The sequence below is a fragment of the Chitinophaga sp. 9-1-y genome (assembly GCF_059511905.2).
In genome coordinates this window covers 3,862,739-3,882,046 of sequence record NZ_CM197955.1, presented here as the reverse complement: position 1 = coordinate 3,882,046, position 19,308 = coordinate 3,862,739, and the positions used below count along the sequence as shown (strand labels likewise).

Below are 19,308 nucleotides of genomic sequence, written 5' to 3'. Positions count from 1 at the left end.
CTTATTCATGAAAATCTCTTATTTATTTACAGCCTGTATTCTTTTTTCAGCATTTGTTTCCTGTAAAAGATCGGAAACAACACTGAATACACGCGTGGAGGGCAACCCACAGGAAGTAATGCCAAAATCTGCTATCAATGCGGTAATAAAAGAACAACTGCATAAAACGGGCCGTTTCGATTGGAAAACGGTAAGTGATAATGTAGCCTGGAGCGCGCTGGTACAGGGAGATAGTATTTTATCTGTTGGATATCAGCCAGCTGATGTAAAGAATATCGCTCAAACAATTGATAGAATTGATGTTCACAGCCAGAGCTGGGATGCAGCCAAACAACAGGTGTTAAACATTATTCTTGAGAAAGAAAAACAAACGGGAAAATTAGCAAAGAGCCTGGTGACCTACGAGTCGCAAAAGCTGCCTGTTTTTTACGTGAAGGCCAGCAACCTGGCAACGGTAAAAGCATTGCGGGCGTCTGGCCTGGTGCGGTATGTTGAACCCGTGGGTTATGGAAAATATATGAATACTAACCCGGGAGGCACCACTATGTCCACCCCTCATACAGAATCAGGTTTCCTTACTTTCGGATGCGATGATAATCTGCCTAAAACTAACCTGGTAGCCGGTGTTGACTATCTCAACATCACACCCGGTGCAAAGCAATCCTGGAACTATGCTTATCATCATATTCCGGAAGCATGGACTAAATCTACCGGCAGTAACGTAAAAGTAATGCTGATAGACACTGGTGTAAGCCCGGACCAGGCTAACCTGGGAAGCGCCTTCAACCAGGGTGCTTCAACTGGCAGAACCATAGAAAAAATAGCTACTTTCCCTGGCGGCACGCCTGCGGATGTATGTGGCCACGGAACTAAGATGGCCGGTGTTATTGCTGCACCAAGAGGTGTAAGTGGCAGCAGCGCTGGTATCGCTTATAATAGTAACCTGATTACGGTACATGCCGCCGAAAATGTAATCATCCTGTCCTCTGAAACCGTACAGGGAGTAGGGGATGCATATGTAGTGGGTGGTGATAATGCCGCTGTGAAAATAATCAGCATGAGCTTGGGTACACTCTTTGCTTTCGGCCACATTACCGATGGTATCAACTATGCATACAACAAAGGTAAGCTGATGTTCTGTGCAGCAGGTACTACCACCGCGGGCCTTGGTGCCGAGATTGGAGTGGTATATCCTGCTTATTTGCCACAGGTGCAGGCAGTAACAGGTGTAACGGATAACAGTGTAACTCCTTGCGAGGATTGCCACAGTGGTGCAGAGGTAGCTTTTGACATCATCATGGAAAAATCTGGCACCGGCGTTAATCCACTTACCACTACCGCCACCGGCAATGCGCCTAATACGGTAGGAGGGTCTTCGGTGGCTACTGCCAGCTGTGCCGCTATTGCGGCCCTGGTATGGAGCAAGTATCCAACATATCCCAGAGATAGTATAGTAGCCAGGATGAAACGTGCTTCCAGCAATTATCCTAATAGAAGTACCACACTGGGATGGGGTGTTGTGAATGCTGACCTGGCTGTTGGGAATTAATCGCTTATTCTTTGGTTGGTTGATGGATATGGAACATAAGGACGCACCCCGGCACCGGATCGGGGGCGTGCTTATTGTTGTAATAGTATTGTCCATCATCCGTTCTGCCGCAAATACGCTGTTTGCAATGTATACTCCGCAGCTATTACCAGTTATTTATTATTCTTATTATGACAGGCCACTGCCACATTTTTTGCAATTGTTGCAACAACTTCCGGAGGGAATGAGAGAGAAAATCTGCAAATTCAGAAGATGGGAGGATGCACACGCGAGCCTGTTGGGAAAACTATTGTTGTTGCATGCACTGACTGCGCAAAACTGTGCGTATGCCATTAACAACATTGTCTATACGAATTATGGCCGCCCATATATCCCAGGTATGCCTGATTTTAGTATTTCCCATTCTGGTCACCTGGTTGTTTGTGCTGTAGAGCCTACGGGCCGGATAGGTATTGATGTGGAATTACATGCGCCTATCCAGGTCGCTGAATTTCGCGCCCAGTTTTCTGCAGAAGAATGGTGCAACATTCAACAGGCTGGTCATCCCGAATCCGTCTTTTATAAATACTGGACAAAAAAGGAGGCGATTCTGAAAGCTGATGGAAGAGGTATTTATTTGTCGCTATCTACGCTTAACGTGGCAGAAAATGAAACCGCTTTTCTGGATGGCCGCGAATGGCATCTGAATACGGTGGATAGTTTCGAGAACTATAGTTGTCATGTTGTAGCGGATACCAGGCATCACCAATATACGCTCAGGAAAGTAGATTTCGGGTGAGCATCAATACTAGTTAAAGACAGTTCTTTTTAAAGCATAAACGGTGTCCCGATTTTCCTACTGCGCTTATATTTCATTGATTTGATTTCGGACATATTTATTAGCGCGGTATTATTCTTCTTAACAATTATTTTTTATTGGTTTTATTTTGATGGATTAAATTATTGTCCTAGCTTCATGGCCCTGAAGCTAATGAAGAAGACGTTTATTGTTGATCCAACGATGCTTGAGATATAGTTTAACTCTTAAAATAGAAGCAAGACCCTCACAAGACGACCAGTTTGTTAGTTATGAAAAATGATTAATGCTATCCGGATTCACCAGGTGTTGAGTTATATGAAGCCCATATAATTAACCCAATTTTGCTTTTGAAACTAGTTACTGAAATTTAAATTTTGAAAATAATGTGCCGGAAACTAGCCCACATTGTGGACAGATATATCTTATCTATAGTAACAGTATCTTATTAAGCTGTTATTTAGACCCAACAGGTATCTGTACTTTTTTTGTTAACTATTGTACGCCTAAACTGTTACTAGAAAATTTTCCTTATGAATACCCGAATTGCCGGATGGTATGTTATTTATACCAGGCCAAGACATGAGAAAAAAGTTGCTATCCAATTGTCGCAAGCAAACATTGTTTCCTTTTTGCCTACTATGAAGACAGTCCGTGTATATAAGGACAGGAAAAAACATATTGACACCCCACTTTTCCCTTCTTATATATTTATTTATGTCAATGACCTGGATGAGTATTACAGGGCATTAAGCATAAATGGTGCGCTTTATTATGTACGGTCGGGAGAAAAAGTAGCGAAAGTAAGCGAAACCATCATCCATAATATCCGTTTATTGGTAGGGCAGGGGAATGATCAGGACATAGAGGTGTCCGATGCTTATTTCCTGCCGGGAGAACAGGTGCTAATCAAAGACGGTGTAATGGAAGGTCTTTACGGGGAAATTGTAGAGATTAAAGGAACACGGAAAATTTTAATAAGGATCACGCTGATGCAGCGGAGTATCCTGGTGACGTTGCCTTGCAATGACCTTGTCGTCAATACGGCATGATGGCAAATAGTAGGATGACTAGCTTTCCTCAAATTGACAGCATTGACAACAATACTATATGGATAAAAGATAGGGAAATTCCGGTTGGCCGGAATTATAAAGATGCCCTGTCTCAATATGTATTGAAGTATAGTTTAAGGCGATAGTATATAACCTCGTTTCAAATATCACTGTAAACAACAAAGCCCGCACTACACAAGTGCGGGCTTTGTTGTTTACAGTGATATTTATTTCCTTGTGGAAGATTGGCTTCTCTTAGTTACCAAATAACTCAGTAAGTTTCTTATTTAATTCTTCCCCACGAAGGTTCATAGCAATGATATGCTTGTTTTCGTCCAGCAGGAAGTTGGCTGGTACTGCGCGAATACCGTATTGGCGGCCCACTTCATTGTTCCAGCCTTTCAGATCGGATACATGCAGCCATGGAAGCTGATCTTTAGCAATGGCCTCCACCCATTTGTCTTTATGATCATCCAGCGATACGGCAACAACTTCGAATCCCTGGCCTTTGTATTTCGCGTATTGTTTGGTCAGGTTCGGGTTTTCTGCACGACAAGGACTGCACCAGCTGGCCCAGAACTCCACCAGTACATATTTGCTTTTTATATTGTCCAGCTTCAGTGGTTGGCCGTTTACATCCGTTTGTGTGAACATAGGAGCCAGTGCTCCTACATGAATGGTTTTAGCTGCCTGAATGCGCTGCTGTAATTCTTTACCCGGGTCGCTTTTGCGCAGGCTTTCGCTCATAGCATTATAGATGGGCTCTATTCTTTTTACGTCCACGGGCGTGCCGGTTCCTTCTGATAAGGCCACCATACCGAAGTAAGACTCCGGATGTTTTTTAGCGTAATCAATTTGTGCATTTGCGCGGTCTTGCATGCGCTTGCGGTATTCGATGTTAATCCGGCCAAGGAAAGCGGTGTCTTTCCGTTGTTCCGGTGTTGCTGCGCTTACCTGGCCATTTGCCCATTTGTTCAGGTCCATGATAGTACCGCCGATGGCATTGTTGTAGGCCGTAAATTCGTCGTGTACTTTGGAACCGGTGAAGGTAGCATTGGCCAGTGAGTCGGCTGAGGTGATTTTAATTTTCTCCTTGCCAAAATAGAAGTAGATCACGTCGCCGGTATAAACGGCTTTCTGTTTTCCTCCACCATCGTGACTCAACGCCATGCGTGCATATGAATAGCCGGAGCTGACGCCGCTGAAGGTGAACTTTCCATTTGTCACCGTAGCGCTGTCTTCTTTTCCAACACCGTCGCTCATATAGTCGATATAAGCCATGGCGGGGCTATTTAGCTTGCCAATATGTCCCTCAAGATTAAACGTACCGTTTTGTGCGTGGCTCGCCAGGGGGAGGGCCATGGCTGTCAGTATTAAGATTCTTTTCATCACTATATTTTATATTTATTTTCTGGATATAATATCAGTGGGAGCGCCGGGGATACCATCTACACGACCTTTAATGACACCATTCTTACCAACGCTTACGTCCAGCAGGATTACACTTCCTTCCACACCTGCGGTGAGTGTGTTGCCATCACTGCTGAGGGTTATCATGGTCACTTTCTTACCGCCGAAGTTGGCATCCAAAGGACGGAGCTCTTCATTAACAGGGTTGTAGCGGTATATTTTATCATTGGAGGTGAAATAGAATATATCTACTGTAGAACGTTGCCAGCGGCTATCTTTTGTCAGCAGCGAAGCACCCTTGAATATGCGTTTGCGCGTAGGCATAATTGTGCGAAGATCATAATTGCTCATCTGTACGGTGAACGTATATTCGTATACGTTGCCGTCTGCTGATTTGTAATAGGCATAGGAAACGCTCGGGATGGCCTGCATGAAAAGCAGTTCTCCTGCGCCAAGGTTAGCCGGATTGAAGGCGCTGCCCACCACCTGGTAGTCGCTGCCCATGAAGTTACCGCCGCCGTCGAAGGTTACAAAGCCATGCCGGATGGTATCAAACCCGAAGAAGAAATTATACCGGCTGTAGAACGGGGCCAGGTAATAGTTACCCGTTTGCATGCTGGAGAATTTGCCGAAATCCGGAGCAAAAGGTGCAGTAGAGGTGATGCTAAGGTATAACTTACCATTAATGATGCCGGTAGGCACCCCCTGGGCTCCGCTGAATGCTTGTGTTTCCAGTGGAGTGGGAGGATTAAAGAATTGCTCCCCGAAATAACGTTTGCGCAGCATCGTGCTGCCATCGATTATTACGCTTTGTTTGGCCGGGTCTTTACAAATTACCCAGTAATCTTCCACACTGCCTTCCTGGTATGCCAATGGCTTTGCAAATAATTGTACCGGGTTGGCTGGAAGGTCTTCGTTATGCAGCGTATGATAGAGATCCGGATTCACCGTACTGTCGGGCCGTATAAAGGACAGCCTGGTAATCCCTTTATCGATGCTCAATACTGTTGCACCTTTTGAAAAGCGTGTGCCGCCGTTGATCTTGAATTTGTAGAAATACTTAATGCCATTTCGTAGGTCCGTTATGGTTACCTTGGTTTCACGTACCATTGGCTTTAGGTTGTATACTATCCGCAGCGGATAGCCGGTATGGTGGTCTGATCTTGCTTCTTCTGCAACAGGAATATCCCAGTCGAAACGCAGGTCCTTTACAGGGTCGCCGTCCGCCAGCGTAACTCCCGGACGAATAATCAGGGAATCGCCAACTATCGCATCCACGGTACTGTCGATCAGACCGGAGAGTACCGGTTCAGCCGGTACGTGGTAGCTATAGTTCCCCAGATCTTTTTTGCAGGCCATGATGGAGCAGGCCGATAATAACAGAACAATTAACCTTTTGCTCATAGTAATATTTTTAGAAGAGAATCTGGTCTCCGTTTTCGTCAATAAACACATACTTGTTGGCAGATGGATAGAACTTCAGCAGGAAACGCTTGGTAGGAGCGGTTTTACTGAAGAAATCGTAATCGCCTGTATTGTCGGTTCTCTTTTCCAGTATGTAACCGGATTCAGGGTGTTCGCTGACCCACTGAAATGGGTACTGCAGCAGGTAGCTGGTATTGGCGATATAATACAGCGTTCGCGGAATTTCCATATACCAGTCGGGGTAGGAATTGACAATCACGAGATCAGTGGTACCGCTGCTAATCAGGAACAGCTGATGTTTTACCCTGGAGTATTTGCCCAGGTTCCCTGTCCAGGATGCCCACCATACTGGTTGCTCCAGCCGGTTGGAATACAGTATGTGCTTCGAGCGGATTTTCAGTGGCAGGTTTGCCGCAAAATCTTCTCCCCCCGACACGTAGACGGTCAGGGTCACCGATTTATTGGCCAGCGCTGTGTCTACATTAAATAGTACAATTGGTATTTTTACAGTGCCCGAATCTGCCGGCATGGTATACGAAGCCTTCAATGGCTCATAATGTTTTCCGGATACAGCAGTTGTGCTGGTATCTACGGTTGATAGTTTAAAATGCCTGTCCTGGTGCACCGTCTTTCCCGATATAATAACCGGTACCCAGAGGGTGTCTTTTTCAAGTGTGGGATGGTAGGCGAACGAATAAACAAGGCTATCTGTAGTGGCGTAATCCAGGTATATATTGTCCTTTGTCAGATTGTATGGCTCAATATTATCCTTTTTACAGCTGAATAACAGGCAGGCAAGAATAGTGATGATGGAAAATCTTTTCATGGTATGCTTGTTAGTTATTTCTGTAAGCGTTTTCATCATCCGGTAACGGCAGTACGAAAATGCTGTTTGATGGTTGTTTGGAATTGGTCGCGTTGATGTATACTGCGTGATGCAGGCGCTTATACATGAAGAATAGTTGGCTTTCTCCATAAAACTCTTTCCGGGCTTCTTTTATCAGTAGGTCAATAAAGGCCGATTTGCTGGCAACGCTGCTTACCTGGTTTCCAATTCCGCGAGCCCTGCGCATGGTATTGTAGTAATTCAGGGCGCGTAGCTGGTCTTTATCAAAGCTGGCCTCTGCTGCAATGTAATATAGTTCTGACAGGCGCAGCGCCGGCGCTACCAGCGGGTGTATATTGGTGAGCGGCGAAGCATTACGATAGTATTTCTGTAATACTGCACGGTCGGGCCCACCGGTAGCCGACGCCGTATTCAGGAACCATTGCTTCAGCCGCCAGTCTTCCGCACCGGAAGTGCCAATCTCATAAATATCATTTATCTGGTTGGTGGTAGCGCTGTATGCAGGATTTTGTTTGGTAAAACGGTCTTGTAACGATTGGATAATGCCCGTTGTTTCTGTGTACCAGCATCCAATGATTTCTTTATAAAAAATACGATCGCGTTTCTGGATATCTGTCTGGAAGAAATCTTCCTGTTTGGTAAATGGAAATTTTTGTGTCAGTATTACTTCTTCGGCATTTGCCAGTGCATTCGTATAGTCGTTGCGGTAAAGGTATACGCGTGCCAGTTCTCCACACACCGCATAGTAGTTCAGCCTGTGGCGCCTGTTCTGCATAAACAGGTCTGCATTGCCCAATTCGGTGGCTGTTTTATCATCGGGATAGCCTACTGTATAGGCGGCGTTTTTAATAGGATCGTTCTGTAGCAACCCTTTGGCAGCGCTCAAATCTTTCAGTACACTGTCTATCGTAGCATTTACCGGGGAGAACGGGGTAGAAGTGGTACCCACCCTGGTAACATAAGGAATGCCTTTCTGCGTTGCCCCGTTTACGAACGACGGTGCGAACATGCGTAGCATATCAAAATGAATATATGCGCGCAACGCAAGTGCTTCTCCCTTAATCAGGCGATAGCTGCCATTGCTGAAAATAGTGGTGTCCTTATCAATTGCCTGCAGCAGGTAGTTGCAGTTGGCAATCGCTTTGTAAGCATTACTCCATACATCGTTTACCACACCTTTAATGGCGCTGCCGGTATAGATGAAATTGGCAATTTCCTGGTTGGTAACATCACTGAAAGTATAGTTCTGGCCCAATACATCCAGCGTGTTGTAGGTAAGTTGACCACCATAGAGCGATTGACCGGCGCAGAGGGTGTAAACCCCATTCAGCGCTTCTCTGAATCCTTGTTCTGAGTTAAAAAGTTCATCTCTGTCTACCTGCGTCTGCGGTTTTATGTCAAGAAATTTTTTGCAGGAAATCATCGATACTCCCAGGATCAGTATTACAATTAATTTCTTCATGAGGATGTATTTTAGAAAGTTGCGAGGATGGAACAGGTAAGGCTTCTTGCAAAAGGATAATCGATACCACGTTCCTGTTTTACGCTGGATATGCGCAGTATATCGTTCATCGTAACTGCTCCACGCAGGGATTGCAGGCCTATATGCCGGGCAATGGCCTGTGCCAGGTCGTAAGAGAAGTACAGCGACTGTAGCTCCAGCAGGTTTTCTTTTTGAATAAATCTGCTGCTGGCGTAGGTCAGGTTAAGATCGGTGATGTTCTTATACAGTGCCTGGTCACCCGGCTGCTGCCAGCGCATAGTCAGGGCTCTGCTATCCACATTAAAGCGTGGGTCTGCATTTTCAATTTTGTCAACCAGTGTTTGGTTGTACATATCCCCGCCAAATTTATAATGGAAGCTGAAGCTCATCATCCAGCGTTTCCAGGTGATGTTACTGCCAAAGAATCCTTCCGCTGTGGGGGTGTAATCACCGATAGGACGCGTGTAGGCGACATCGTAGTCGTAGGTGAGACTGCCATCCGGTTTTTCGTAGAGCTCACGTCCGTTCTGCGGGTCGATGCCGTGGGATTTTACGCCATAGATAGTGTTGTACGACTGACCTTCCGCAAAACGCAGCAGTGGCTTACCTTGCGCACCTTTGTTAGGGTCCAGCTGGTAATCGTTTACACTTTGATTATATGCCTTTAGTGCGTTGGAAATTTTTACGATAGTGTTGGTATTGTGCGCCAGGTTGCCTGTCAGGTTGATGTTCAGGTTTTCTTTGCGCACTGCGTTGATGGTTACATACAGTTCGTAACCTTTATTGGCCATGTCGCCCAGGTTTTCTTTATAGGTAGAGAAGCCGGTGGATGGCGCAATATTGATGTCTGTCAGCAAACCTTTGGTAAGCTTATAGTAATATACCGGTGTGAGCACAATTCTGTCCTGCAGGAAGCCAATCTCTGCGCGGGCTTCGTAGTTGGTGGTTTTCTGCCATTGCAGGTTATCGTTGCCATACCCGTTTACAATGGCACCGATGCCGGTAGCGTACCAGTTGGAAGTCTGGTAGCTATAGGTGGTTCTCGCCAGGAAAGGAGGGAAGTCTACCGAGCCAGTCAGGCCTGCTGTACCGGTGAGTTTTAACCTGGACAATGCGGGTAAGCTGTTCCTGAACCAGCTTTCATTATGTACGTTCCATCCGATACCGCTTGACCAGAATGGCGCAAACCTTTTATTGGCGCCGAATGCAGATGATCCGTCCAAACGAACAGCCGCGTCGAACAGGTACCTGTTTTTGTACGAATAGCTGCCACTGAAGAAGGAGCCGATCAGGCGTCTTTCATCCACATTACCTTTAGGTGCTTCGTTAGGAGTGTAAGTACGCGCAAAGGCGATGCTGCTGAATTTATCGTTGGAGAATCCGCGGGCCTGGAAGCCTTTGTAATCTGAAGTGGAAGAGGTTACATTGGCGCCCAGCACTGCATTTACGGAGTGGTCACCAATCAGTTTATTATAAACCATACGGATGTTTCCATCCAGGTTGAGTGAGCGTGTAGCCGTGTAATCATAGGAACCTTTGTTCATGGCTGCCTCCGGAGGGTCGAGGTAGAAGGCATTACTGAAAGGAGAAACAAATTTATTGGTGGTAGAGGTAGTGCTGTTCAAACTCATCAGGCCTATCACGCGCAGTGCCGGTGTGATGCGCCAATCGGCAGAAAATGCATCTATCAGCTCTGTATAATCGGATTTATCGAAGTTTCCCAGGCTGGCTTCATACAGCGGGTTCAGTACCGGCAGATTTTTGTATTGGTCCTTGCCTGGCTGATGTGTATCTACCCGCCAGTTGGCGATTTCACGAATCAATTTACCATCTTCTCCGTAGATAGGATAGTAAGGATTCATGGCCACATAGGTGGAGAAGTTGCCGTAGTTGGAGTTGCGGGCATTTACCCGTGTAACGGTCAGGTCGTTTTTCAATATCAACCTGGCGTTAGGATTATACGTAAAACTCATACCACCGCTGTATCGGTCGCGACCGGAATTTTTCATCACGCCGGGATCAGTTTGATAGCGGAGGTCCACCCCATACCGGAAGGAAGAGTCGCCGCCTTCCACGTATACGGAATGCTTTTGTGAGTAGGCATTACGTAATGGCTGTGAAAGCCAGTAGGTGTTAACGCCGCTCACTACATTTTTAAGTTTGGAATAGTATTGCTGATCAAGTTCGTCCTGGGTGGTGGCGCTATTGTTTGCAGTAGAATAGAGGCCGGCGAGTTTTTCGTATGCTAGTTTGTTGGCTGCATTGAGTACGCTATAATCGCTGAGGTCGGGGGCAGTGGCCTTCATTTCCGCGTTGTAGGAAAGGCGCAGGCGACCCGGTTGTGGTGCTTTGGTAGTGATGACGATCACCCCATTGGCAGCCCTGGAGCCATATACTGCTGTGGCGGCTGCATCTTTAAGGATGGTAACGCTGGCGATGCGGTTGATATCCATATCCACTACTTTCTGCATGGGTACTTCAAACCCATCCATGATGAACACCGGGAGGTTGTAGGAACTGGAAAGATTGTTCCTGTCCAGTATTTCGCCGTTCGGCATAGCGGTAGTACCCCTGATATTGATTTTAGGCATGGCATTGGGGTCGGAGCCGAATAGGTTGTTGTCGGCGATCCGGAGCGAGGGATCAAAGGAGGCAAGGCCTTTCAGCATATTCTGCGGATTAAGCCGTTTCAGATCTTCTCCTTTAACCACGATGGCGTTACCGGTATAATTATCTTTCTTGATTACCTGGTAACCTGTTACCACCACATCATTCAGCGAACTTGACCTGGGGGCCAGCAGGATGACCCGGTTGCCGATAGCACTAACAGGTACTTCCTTGGTACGGAACCCAACGCTGGTTAATACGAGCATGTCACCGGGACTGGCTTTGATGCTGAATTGCCCTTTGTCGTTTGTTAGCGTTCTGGCAGAGGTGTTTTTAACGTATACGGAAACAGCAATCAGGATTTCTTTGGTCAAACTATCTACAATTTTCCCATAGATCAGGCTGTCATTTACAGCCGGGGGAACAGCGGGTGTAGGGCTGTTGTTGCTCCGTCCGGCGGTAATCACGATTGTTTTGCTAACAATCGTGTAACTAAGGTCGAATTTTTTCAGGCAGGATTTCAATGCCTCTTCCAGGCTGGCATTTTTCAGTTCAACATCCGTTTTCAGTGTGGTGGGGTCGATATTCCCCTTGTAGAAAAAGGTAAAACCAGTCTGCGTTTTGATGTCGTTGAAGATGCTTTCCAGGGAGGCGTTATGCCTGCTGATAGTGATATGCTGGCTGGCCGCACGCAAGGGCAGGTGTAGTAATATGATCAGTGCCAGCATCATCCATGATCTGAAAGGTGAGCGCAAAGATTTCCCTGCCCCTGTCGCGAACGACAACGGAGGACAATGAAACTTAAATTTCATGTTAGTTGGATTTAGTCTAAAAATGAGCGGATAAGCGTTGGCCGGCAGCTTGTGTCACTGGGCGGATGAAACGTTACCGCATACTTTGGTTGATTTGGAAAGATGACTTTAGCTGATTACAAATTCATTCATACAATCTTGACATTTTAGTTGGCTGTTATGATTACTGATTAGTCCTTACTGCTTATTGGCAATGGTGATAACGTTTCCATTTATTTCAAATGTAATGCCGTTGACCTCCAGTATTTTTAATACGTCTTCCAGTTTACTGTTGCGGGAAATTTCCCCGAAAAACCTTTCATCAGATATAGGACCGCGGTATTTGATCTGTACATTGTACCAACGGGCCACCTCATGCATAACAACTTGCAGGTTATCGTTTTTAAAGGAGAACATGTTTTTCATCCAGGCAGTTTCCTTTTCTGTATCAGCGTTGATGGTGACGATGCTGTGGTTGGTATGGTGGTCGCAGATTGCCTGCTGGCCGGGCTGAATCACGGTTGAGCCGTTATTATTGTTTACTTTAACAGAACCCTGGAGGAGGGTGGTTTTAGAGGCGTCATTCTCTGTGTAGGCATTCACATTAAACGAGGTGCCGAGCACCAGCACCGATTGGTGTCCGGATTGTACGATGAATGGCTTGTTGGCAACTGCCGCAATATCGAAGTACGCTTCTCCCTCCAGTTGCACTGTTCGGTCAGCGTTGCCAAAGGAGGCGGGGTACTTCAACTTACTGGCGGCGTTGAGCCATACGGTAGACCCGTCTGGCAATATAATCTTGAATGTCATGCCCGCTGGCGTTGATAATATATTTTCCTGGTTGGCATTATTGTTTTGAGCCTGGGTAGATGTATAAAGTAACGAACCATCTTTTTCTTTTGTGATAATAACCCCTTGCTGGCTGGCGATTTGGCCGCCTGCTATGCTGTCCAGCGCTATTACTGTGCCGTCTGCCAAACGCAGGGTAGGAGCGCCGGCGGTGTAAGCAGTCAGCGGCTGCCGGGAAGGTTGTTTGTGCTGTCTGACAAGGAGCAGGCTGCCAATGCCAATAATGGCTGCGATGGCTGCTGCTACTGCCCAATGGCGTATATACACGTGCTTTGCCGCCGGCTGTTGTGCGTCAATATGCGCTATTTCCACATCTATTTTGCTTTTCAGCGTGGCTTTCAGCCCTTCGTAGGCGGCTTCATTTTCCGCGGTAATGAAATCTTCTGTAGCATCTGCCAAATCGAACCAGGATTCCAGGAAGGAAATCTCCTCCCTGGTTGCGTTACCAGTTCTATAACGATTTAGCATAATTTTAAAAAGCTCCCGCTCGCGGTTGTCCATCATTGTCTGTTTCTATGTAGAATGAGTCGAAAAAAATAAATGCGCCCACGCGGCATACAAATATTTTTTATTTATATGCGTATGTCATGTCACTTCATGGTGAGTATCAGCGCAATTTGCAGTATAATCAGTGATGCTCTGAGTTTCGAAAGGGCACGCCCCGTCTGGTTTCTGACGGTTTTCTCTGAGATGCCCAGCTGTTCGGCAATCTGTTGTGTGTTGTACCCGTTGCGGAAGCGCAGGTTGAAAATTTGTTTTTGCTGGGCGGGGAGTGTGTCGGTCAGCGCTTCAAATGCTGCATGAAATTCCTTGTACAGCACATGGTCGTCTGCAAGGCCGTAGCCCGGTAGCTGTTCTTCACTGTCGTCAGGTAAGCCACCATACCGGCTTTCCTTTTCCAGTTGCTTGAAAACCCCATTGCGCGTGGCTATACGCAGATACCCCGGAAGATTATTAATGGGAGTAAGTTTTTCCCTGGTCCACAACTGAACAAATACATCCTGCGCAATATCCTGGGCCAGATCTGTATTGCGTATCCGCTTGCAGGCAACGTTGAAAACATCCTTCCAGTAACGATTGTATAGCACGTCAAACGCCAGCTTATTCCTTTTGCCAATTTCCGCTAAAAGGTCCTGGTCATTTGCATGCAGTAATTCATCCCTCCCCATAATTAACCGTAAAACTAAAAATTGTTTCGGTTTGTAAAAGGATTCTTTGTTTCAATGGAGGTAACAGAATGTTAACCGGTATCGCTGTTGGCAGAAGTTGGGGTTGGAAATCAGTTCATCAGCAACAAATAAAGCGAATGTTATGGGGTTATCTCCAGATAGATCTGTAAAAGCGGGTACAAACAATCCTGATCGGCGTCCAGAAGTGTGGTGACTTCGTTAAACAACAATTCATAATTGACTGATGGTGCACCATCAGTTTTTTTGAGATAAGTAGCCTCCATTTGTGCACTTAATTGCTTGTATCTTATCAGTGTTTTTTCTTCCACGTTCCCAATATAATATTATTTTCATAAGTGATATTGGTCGTAATATAAAAATAGTGTCTCCTCTAATCTTTCTTCCATATCACTTTTGCTACTGCAGCACCTCCGTTTGTAGCGGTAGTCACCGTATATGTCAGCATATTATTTTCCAATGAATAAGTACGCACTTGCGCGTTTCCTTCCCAATTTGGATAAAAAGCATGTTCGATATCTTTATCTTAAATTATTTATGGTAACCAACCCTTATAATTTCTCCATTTACTGATGTCTCAAGACATCTTACATAAGCCGCTATTAATTCATCTTCGTTCATATCAGAAACTTTAGCAGGGCTGATAACATTAAGCCGGATACCCCTGGGCATTTCCTGCGCGGCAGCCAATACAAAGCTATTGATTGCCCCATTCACAAAGGCCTTTCCTGACGATCCCTTAGCGGGAAATTCGCCCATTTTCCCCGATATCAATGTAAACGAACCATGATCCTTCAGGTACTTTATACCGGAAAGTACCAGGTTCATCTGGGGCCACAGCTTCTGCTGAATACCAACCATGAATTGCGCTTTATTCATGTCTGACAGCTGATCAGTAACACTGTCACCGGCAGCACAGATCACAGCGTCTACATCTGATACTTGTTTGAATAAACTGTCTGCCGCCATTTCCAAAGAGATATCCGCCCTAATGGCTCCGCTGTTTCTTCCTACTGTGATGACTTCATGTGCTTTCAGTGCCGCGGTAACCCTCTTGCCAATAGTGCCACCTGCGCCAATCATTAAAATTTTCATTTTTTTAAAATTTATATTGGCAAAAATATACAAGTATGCAGCTGTTTTAGTTGTACATTGTTACGCTAATTTTGTATTTTTTTAGCATGGGGCGGGATACTTTACACCAACAATATGAAATAGAATGGAAGGAATTACAGCGCTTCGGGAAGCCTTTAAAGCGTAATAATTTCTTTGAATTCATTATTGAACCAAAGAAACTTAAAACTGAAAATTTAAGCCGCCATTTTCCCGTTAAAGTATAAATAGCCGTCTCAAAAATTATTTTTGAGACGGCTATTTTTGTTTTATTGGCAGCCGCAGGCGGTGTGCAATTGTTGCACGATTGTTTTCGGATTGTTGGACAATACATCCGCTTCCCAATTTTTCAGGCCAATTTTATCGAGAAGGAGGAACATGGCAAGTCCTTCCTCCTGCGACCATTGATTCCGTTTCCGCCGCATTCCTTCTACCGCCGTGGCATACGGAAACTTCCCGCCAGCAGGGTGTTGCAGCCAATACAAGCCCGAAAACTGTCCCAGTCCTTCCATCGTCAGGAAGATATCATCCAGCTGTTGTAAGATCGCCCGGTCGTTTGTGAAATAACTGCGCTGTCGTTCGTGGAGCATCCGTAATGCATCGCAGGTCAATTTTTTCGCAGTGCGCTTATCCGGATGGAATGCAGCCTGGTAGAAGAGGTCCGTTTCTTTTTTCCATCTTTCAACATACACACTGTCTTTTGAAAAAAGATGCTGCACAATGTCGTCAGAAAGGGGAGGATCCTTGAAAGGGTGTTTTTGTTCAATGGCCGTTACCGTTGCGCCCATTCCCTGTTGTTGGCGGGTATGCGCGAATTCGTGCAGGAACACGGCGGTGATCAGCTTTTCCAGCCCGAGTTCCTTGCTTTCCACACCGGCATTTTTCCAGAACCCCGGCGTGGCCATCACGAAGAATGGATTGCCTGCCGAATCTTCCGCCGCAAAAGACATCAGGCCCAGGGGAACGGATTGCCCGTCAGGGATGCGCAAGGTGTTGTTGTGTAGACCGGTATACCATTCCACCAACTTTCCACCGGGACCGGGGGCGGTGAAACGTTGATCGGTTGCCGCAACCGGAGCTGTGGAATAATAAGCCGAATCGTCATATAAGTAGATGGTTGGAGTGGTGGGAGACGGGCCAAATTTGTGTTGGCAAACGAAGTCCCAGGCCGAAAACCACGCAGGTACACCGTTCATGCCCGGTGGTATAGATTGCGATGTGGCGGTATGGCAGGTAAAAAGGATCAGCATGAAAATCATGTTGCGCATAAGCATATATTATCAGATAAATAATTGCTGGTGGTAGGTCACGAATCGTTTGTCCGTTTCATGGTGATGGGCTTAACGTTCCCGGGAATATCGGGCTGGAGTGAAAAGGGCTTTCCGGGCGGCTATTCCCGGACTGCGGGGAAAGGTGTTCAAGGAAGTTGAGCATGCATAAATTTACCAAAATTCCCGGAATCCCCCCAGCCAGATCTTGACAGCAGGATATAAAGTCCTGATGCCCGGCGACAGCTAATTTCTCTCGCCTCAAATCTTCCGCATTATATTATTATTGGGAGAGATGGAAAAATATTTGATAATAGTGCACCAAGACCGAGCCAGGACATGACCATACAGAAACTGAACGAAGCGCTGAGCAAAGGGATCTGATCTATGTTTATAACAGCATTAAAAAGGGCTTCAAAACTAATATTTTGAAGCCCTTAATCTTCCGGTATAAAGACGTCCCGGCTAAAAGAAAGTTGCAGAGAAACGGTGCTAAAGGATAAACTATTATTCCGAACGTAACCTGTCAATTGGATTTGCATTGGCTGCCTTGAATACCTTTGTTCCGATAATGGCACCGCAGCAAAGCAACACAATGAGGAAAGTACCAATATAAGGCATGGGCCCAACGGCAGGATGATATTGATAAATGACCTGGAAAATAAACCCGCTGGTAAACAAGTAACCCAGTATGGAACCTGTTACGAACGCAATCAGCAGTATGCGTATGAACTCTTTGTTAACCAGCCCAATAATTTGTAGGATCGATGCCCCCAGTACCTTGCGTATACCAATCTCTTTGCTTCGCTTATCTATATTCAAAGAAATTTGTGCGAACAAACCGGATGCAGATAGCAGCAAAGTAATAATAGCGAGAAAAAAAGCAATTGATTTGAAGGCCTGTGTCATGCGGACTTCCTTTTCAATCAGATCTGATTGCAGGTAACCCCGGTAGGGGACATTGGGCACCAGTTGATGCCAGGCCGCCTGCAAATATTTTGTTACCTGTGAAATGTTATCTTTACCTGTACGAACCACCATATACCTGTAATCCTCCGGTTTAGCCATGCGCAGTACGCAAGGAGGTACAAGTCCGTGCAGACCGTATTCCTTGTAGTCCTTCACTACGCCAACAATCGTGTAACGGATGCTATCCAGGGTTACTTGCTGACCAAGAGGTTGTTTTATCTGCAATCGTTGCAGAAAAGTTTGATTGACGATGATCGACGCATCTACATCTGAGCCGGTATTGTAAAATTGACGACCCTGCACTAAGCGGATCCCCATACTATTCAGATACGCTTCGCCACCCACCTGTGCCACCTGTGTTTGTATTTCACTATTTTCAATTTTGGCAGTCTGCGTATAAGTGCCGTCACCAATTTGTTGCACACATCCCGCCACACTTTTAATTTCCGGGTTTTGCTGCACGGCCTCGCTAAAAATGCGGTACTCGTGAGGGTTGTTGATAGACACCACCGCTATTTCATTGATGGAATACCCAAAATCAACTTTTTGTTGAAAGGAGGCATTCTGGGACATCACGATACCGACTACCAGTGCAAAGCACGACAAGCTAAACTGTGAAATCAACAGGAAACGTGTAAAACGATTGGATGCACCAAGTGCGGTTTTACCTTTAAGAATCGCTAATGGCTGAAAAGAGCTCACATATACAGCCGGATATAGGCCGGAAAGAATGGCACTGACTGCGGGAATACACAACAGGAAAAGCCAGAAAGCATAATCCCTGCGATAGTCAGGGGAGAGATTAACACCGGTCAGCTGATTGACAGCAGGTAATAGTAAGTGGACAAACAATAACGCCAATACAGCCGCCAATAAGCAAAGCACCATATTTTCTGTCAGGAATTGCCAGATTAACTGACGTTTGAAACCTCCGATTACTTTCCTGATACCGATCTCTTTTAACCGGCTACTGGCAAAGGCGATAGAAATATTGGTAAAATTAAAACAGGTAATCAGCAAAATAAACAGCGACATAATAGCGGGTACAATCACAAGTACACCACGGGGATTGGCCGTTAACTGGCTGCCATATACGTATCCGGGCATATCAATATCCGAGCTGACCGCCAATTTGGAAAAAGGTTGGAGGGTAAAACCTTGTATCGGCCAATCGTGATGATTATGATTCTGAAGCGCAATATAGGGCGTTAGGTTGGCGGTTACGATGCGGGCAGCATTCGCATTTTTTAATTCCATAAAAGTGGTAACAAGCCCGGTGTTTGCCCAGTCATTGCTGGCTGTTGGACCATAAGCAAGCCCATTTTCAAAAGAAGTGATGAGGTCAAACTGAATACTTGAATTGGCGGGAATTTGTTGCGCCACCGCCGTCACCGTATAAATCTTTGGGTTACCTCCCGGTTCGATGAGCGTGAGCGCCTGGCCTACCGGCATTTGTTTTGGAAAGTATTTATCTGCAAAAGCTTCACTAATGATTACCTGGTTCGCTTGGTTAAAACCAGACAGGTTACCATATTTTAGGGGGAAGTCGAAGAAATCAAACAGCGTCCGGTCTGCATAGTGAATATGTTCGTCGAAAGTATTTTCTCCAATTTTTACCACCGCTGAAGCACTGCTAAGCCGGGCAATCCGGTCAGCTCCGGCGGTTTCCTTCTTCAAGGCTTCCGCTAATGGCAAGGGTACCACCGCCCACGACTGCTTACTTCCATCTACCAGGCGGGTACTGTTTAACCGGTAAATATGTTCGGTATGTGAATGATTCCGGTCGAAGTGCTCCCGGTAATTATAGTTTAAGTAAGACAATATACAACAGGCAATGGCAAAGCCCAGACCTACCAGGTTGAGGACTACATAAATCTTGTTGCGCCAGAGAACACGTAAAGCGATCTTCAAGTAGTTCGGGAACATAAGGGTAATTTAAAAAGTACTTTTAAACGGTTCACT

Annotated in this window: 14 protein-coding genes; 3 read left to right on the top strand and 11 right to left on the bottom strand. The window is 45.8% G+C overall.

The window, feature by feature from the left end; genetic code table 11:
* Nucleotides 1-7 precede the first annotated feature (7 nt).
* The 3 genes from AC5ZC7_RS15380 (at nucleotide 8) to AC5ZC7_RS15370 (ending at nucleotide 3,397) form a co-directional block, all read left to right on the top strand.
* Complete coding sequence (locus AC5ZC7_RS15380) at nucleotides 8-1,549, top strand: S8 family serine peptidase (protein ID WP_496158039.1); 1,542 nt, start codon at nucleotides 8-10, stop codon at nucleotides 1,547-1,549.
* A gap of 28 nt (nucleotides 1,550-1,577) precedes the next feature.
* Entirely contained in the window at nucleotides 1,578-2,327 is a 750-nt protein-coding gene (locus AC5ZC7_RS15375) for a 4'-phosphopantetheinyl transferase superfamily protein (RefSeq protein WP_496158040.1), read from the top strand.
* Nucleotides 2,328-2,878: 551 nt separating this feature from the next.
* Complete coding sequence (locus tag AC5ZC7_RS15370) at nucleotides 2,879-3,397, top strand: UpxY family transcription antiterminator (protein ID WP_496158041.1); 519 nt, start codon at nucleotides 2,879-2,881, stop codon at nucleotides 3,395-3,397.
* A 255-nt stretch (nucleotides 3,398-3,652) separates the two neighbouring features.
* On the opposite strand, the gene AC5ZC7_RS15365 is transcribed toward AC5ZC7_RS15370, so the two are convergent.
* The 11 genes from AC5ZC7_RS15365 to AC5ZC7_RS15315 all read right to left on the bottom strand — a co-directional run bounded on the left by AC5ZC7_RS15365 (nucleotide 3,653) and on the right by AC5ZC7_RS15315 (nucleotide 19,272).
* Nucleotides 3,653-4,786: a redoxin domain-containing protein gene (locus AC5ZC7_RS15365; RefSeq protein WP_496158042.1), complete on the bottom strand. Its 1,134-nt coding sequence runs from the start codon at nucleotides 4,784-4,786 to the stop codon at nucleotides 3,653-3,655.
* Between the two features lie 15 nt (nucleotides 4,787-4,801).
* The gene (locus tag AC5ZC7_RS15360; protein ID WP_496158043.1) at nucleotides 4,802-6,211 is read right to left on the bottom strand and encodes a PKD-like family lipoprotein; all 1,410 of its coding nucleotides are present in this window, start codon (nucleotides 6,209-6,211) and stop codon (nucleotides 4,802-4,804) included.
* A gap of 10 nt (nucleotides 6,212-6,221) precedes the next feature.
* Nucleotides 6,222-7,058 (bottom strand): DUF4843 domain-containing protein, encoded by an 837-nt coding sequence (locus tag AC5ZC7_RS15355; RefSeq protein ID WP_496158044.1) that lies wholly within the window; start codon nucleotides 7,056-7,058, stop codon nucleotides 6,222-6,224.
* Nucleotides 7,059-7,068: 10 nt separating this feature from the next.
* Nucleotides 7,069-8,541 carry a RagB/SusD family nutrient uptake outer membrane protein gene (locus AC5ZC7_RS15350; protein ID WP_496158045.1) on the bottom strand — a complete coding sequence of 491 codons (1,473 nt, stop codon included), beginning with the start codon at nucleotides 8,539-8,541 and terminating at the stop codon, nucleotides 7,069-7,071.
* A gap of 11 nt (nucleotides 8,542-8,552) precedes the next feature.
* Nucleotides 8,553-11,981 (bottom strand): SusC/RagA family TonB-linked outer membrane protein, encoded by a 3,429-nt coding sequence (locus AC5ZC7_RS15345; RefSeq protein ID WP_496158046.1) that lies wholly within the window; start codon nucleotides 11,979-11,981, stop codon nucleotides 8,553-8,555.
* Nucleotides 11,982-12,158: 177 nt separating this feature from the next.
* Nucleotides 12,159-13,277 (bottom strand): FecR domain-containing protein, encoded by a 1,119-nt coding sequence (locus tag AC5ZC7_RS15340; protein WP_496158047.1) that lies wholly within the window; start codon nucleotides 13,275-13,277, stop codon nucleotides 12,159-12,161.
* A 122-nt stretch (nucleotides 13,278-13,399) separates the two neighbouring features.
* Entirely contained in the window at nucleotides 13,400-13,978 is a 579-nt protein-coding gene (locus tag AC5ZC7_RS15335; protein ID WP_496158048.1) for a sigma-70 family RNA polymerase sigma factor, read from the bottom strand.
* A gap of 391 nt (nucleotides 13,979-14,369) precedes the next feature.
* Nucleotides 14,370-14,471: a hypothetical protein gene (locus AC5ZC7_RS15330; RefSeq protein ID WP_511911586.1), complete on the bottom strand. Its 102-nt coding sequence runs from the start codon at nucleotides 14,469-14,471 to the stop codon at nucleotides 14,370-14,372.
* Between the two features lie 56 nt (nucleotides 14,472-14,527).
* Nucleotides 14,528-15,091 carry a short chain dehydrogenase gene (locus AC5ZC7_RS15325; protein ID WP_496158049.1) on the bottom strand — a complete coding sequence of 188 codons (564 nt, stop codon included), beginning with the start codon at nucleotides 15,089-15,091 and terminating at the stop codon, nucleotides 14,528-14,530.
* A gap of 287 nt (nucleotides 15,092-15,378) precedes the next feature.
* Nucleotides 15,379-16,377, bottom strand: coding sequence for a hypothetical protein (locus tag AC5ZC7_RS15320; RefSeq protein WP_496158050.1), 999 nt, complete (start codon nucleotides 16,375-16,377; stop codon nucleotides 15,379-15,381).
* Between the two features lie 507 nt (nucleotides 16,378-16,884).
* Complete coding sequence (locus tag AC5ZC7_RS15315) at nucleotides 16,885-19,272, bottom strand: FtsX-like permease family protein (protein WP_496158051.1); 2,388 nt, start codon at nucleotides 19,270-19,272, stop codon at nucleotides 16,885-16,887.
* Between the last annotated feature and the right edge of the window lie 36 nt (nucleotides 19,273-19,308).

Bases quoted from the DNA above. Each gene is read 5' to 3' on its own strand.
- AC5ZC7_RS15380 (WP_496158039.1), top strand. From the start codon at position 8: ATGAAAATCTCTTATTTATTTACAGCCTGTATTCTTTTTTCAGCATTT.
- AC5ZC7_RS15375 (WP_496158040.1), top strand. From the start codon at position 1,578: ATGGAACATAAGGACGCACCCCGGCACCGGATCGGGGGCGTGCTTATT.
- AC5ZC7_RS15370 (WP_496158041.1), top strand. From the start codon at position 2,879: ATGAATACCCGAATTGCCGGATGGTATGTTATTTATACCAGGCCAAGA.
- AC5ZC7_RS15365 (WP_496158042.1), bottom strand. From the start codon at position 4,786: ATGAAAAGAATCTTAATACTGACAGCCATGGCCCTCCCCCTGGCGAGC.
- AC5ZC7_RS15360 (WP_496158043.1), bottom strand. From the start codon at position 6,211: ATGAGCAAAAGGTTAATTGTTCTGTTATTATCGGCCTGCTCCATCATG.
- AC5ZC7_RS15355 (WP_496158044.1), bottom strand. From the start codon at position 7,058: ATGAAAAGATTTTCCATCATCACTATTCTTGCCTGCCTGTTATTCAGC.
- AC5ZC7_RS15350 (WP_496158045.1), bottom strand. From the start codon at position 8,541: ATGAAGAAATTAATTGTAATACTGATCCTGGGAGTATCGATGATTTCC.
- AC5ZC7_RS15345 (WP_496158046.1), bottom strand. From the start codon at position 11,981: ATGAAATTTAAGTTTCATTGTCCTCCGTTGTCGTTCGCGACAGGGGCA.
- AC5ZC7_RS15340 (WP_496158047.1), bottom strand. From the start codon at position 13,277: ATGCTAAATCGTTATAGAACTGGTAACGCAACCAGGGAGGAGATTTCC.
- AC5ZC7_RS15335 (WP_496158048.1), bottom strand. From the start codon at position 13,978: ATGGGGAGGGATGAATTACTGCATGCAAATGACCAGGACCTTTTAGCG.
- AC5ZC7_RS15325 (WP_496158049.1), bottom strand. From the start codon at position 15,091: ATGAAAATTTTAATGATTGGCGCAGGTGGCACTATTGGCAAGAGGGTT.
- AC5ZC7_RS15320 (WP_496158050.1), bottom strand. From the start codon at position 16,377: ATGCGCAACATGATTTTCATGCTGATCCTTTTTACCTGCCATACCGCC.
- AC5ZC7_RS15315 (WP_496158051.1), bottom strand. From the start codon at position 19,272: ATGTTCCCGAACTACTTGAAGATCGCTTTACGTGTTCTCTGGCGCAAC.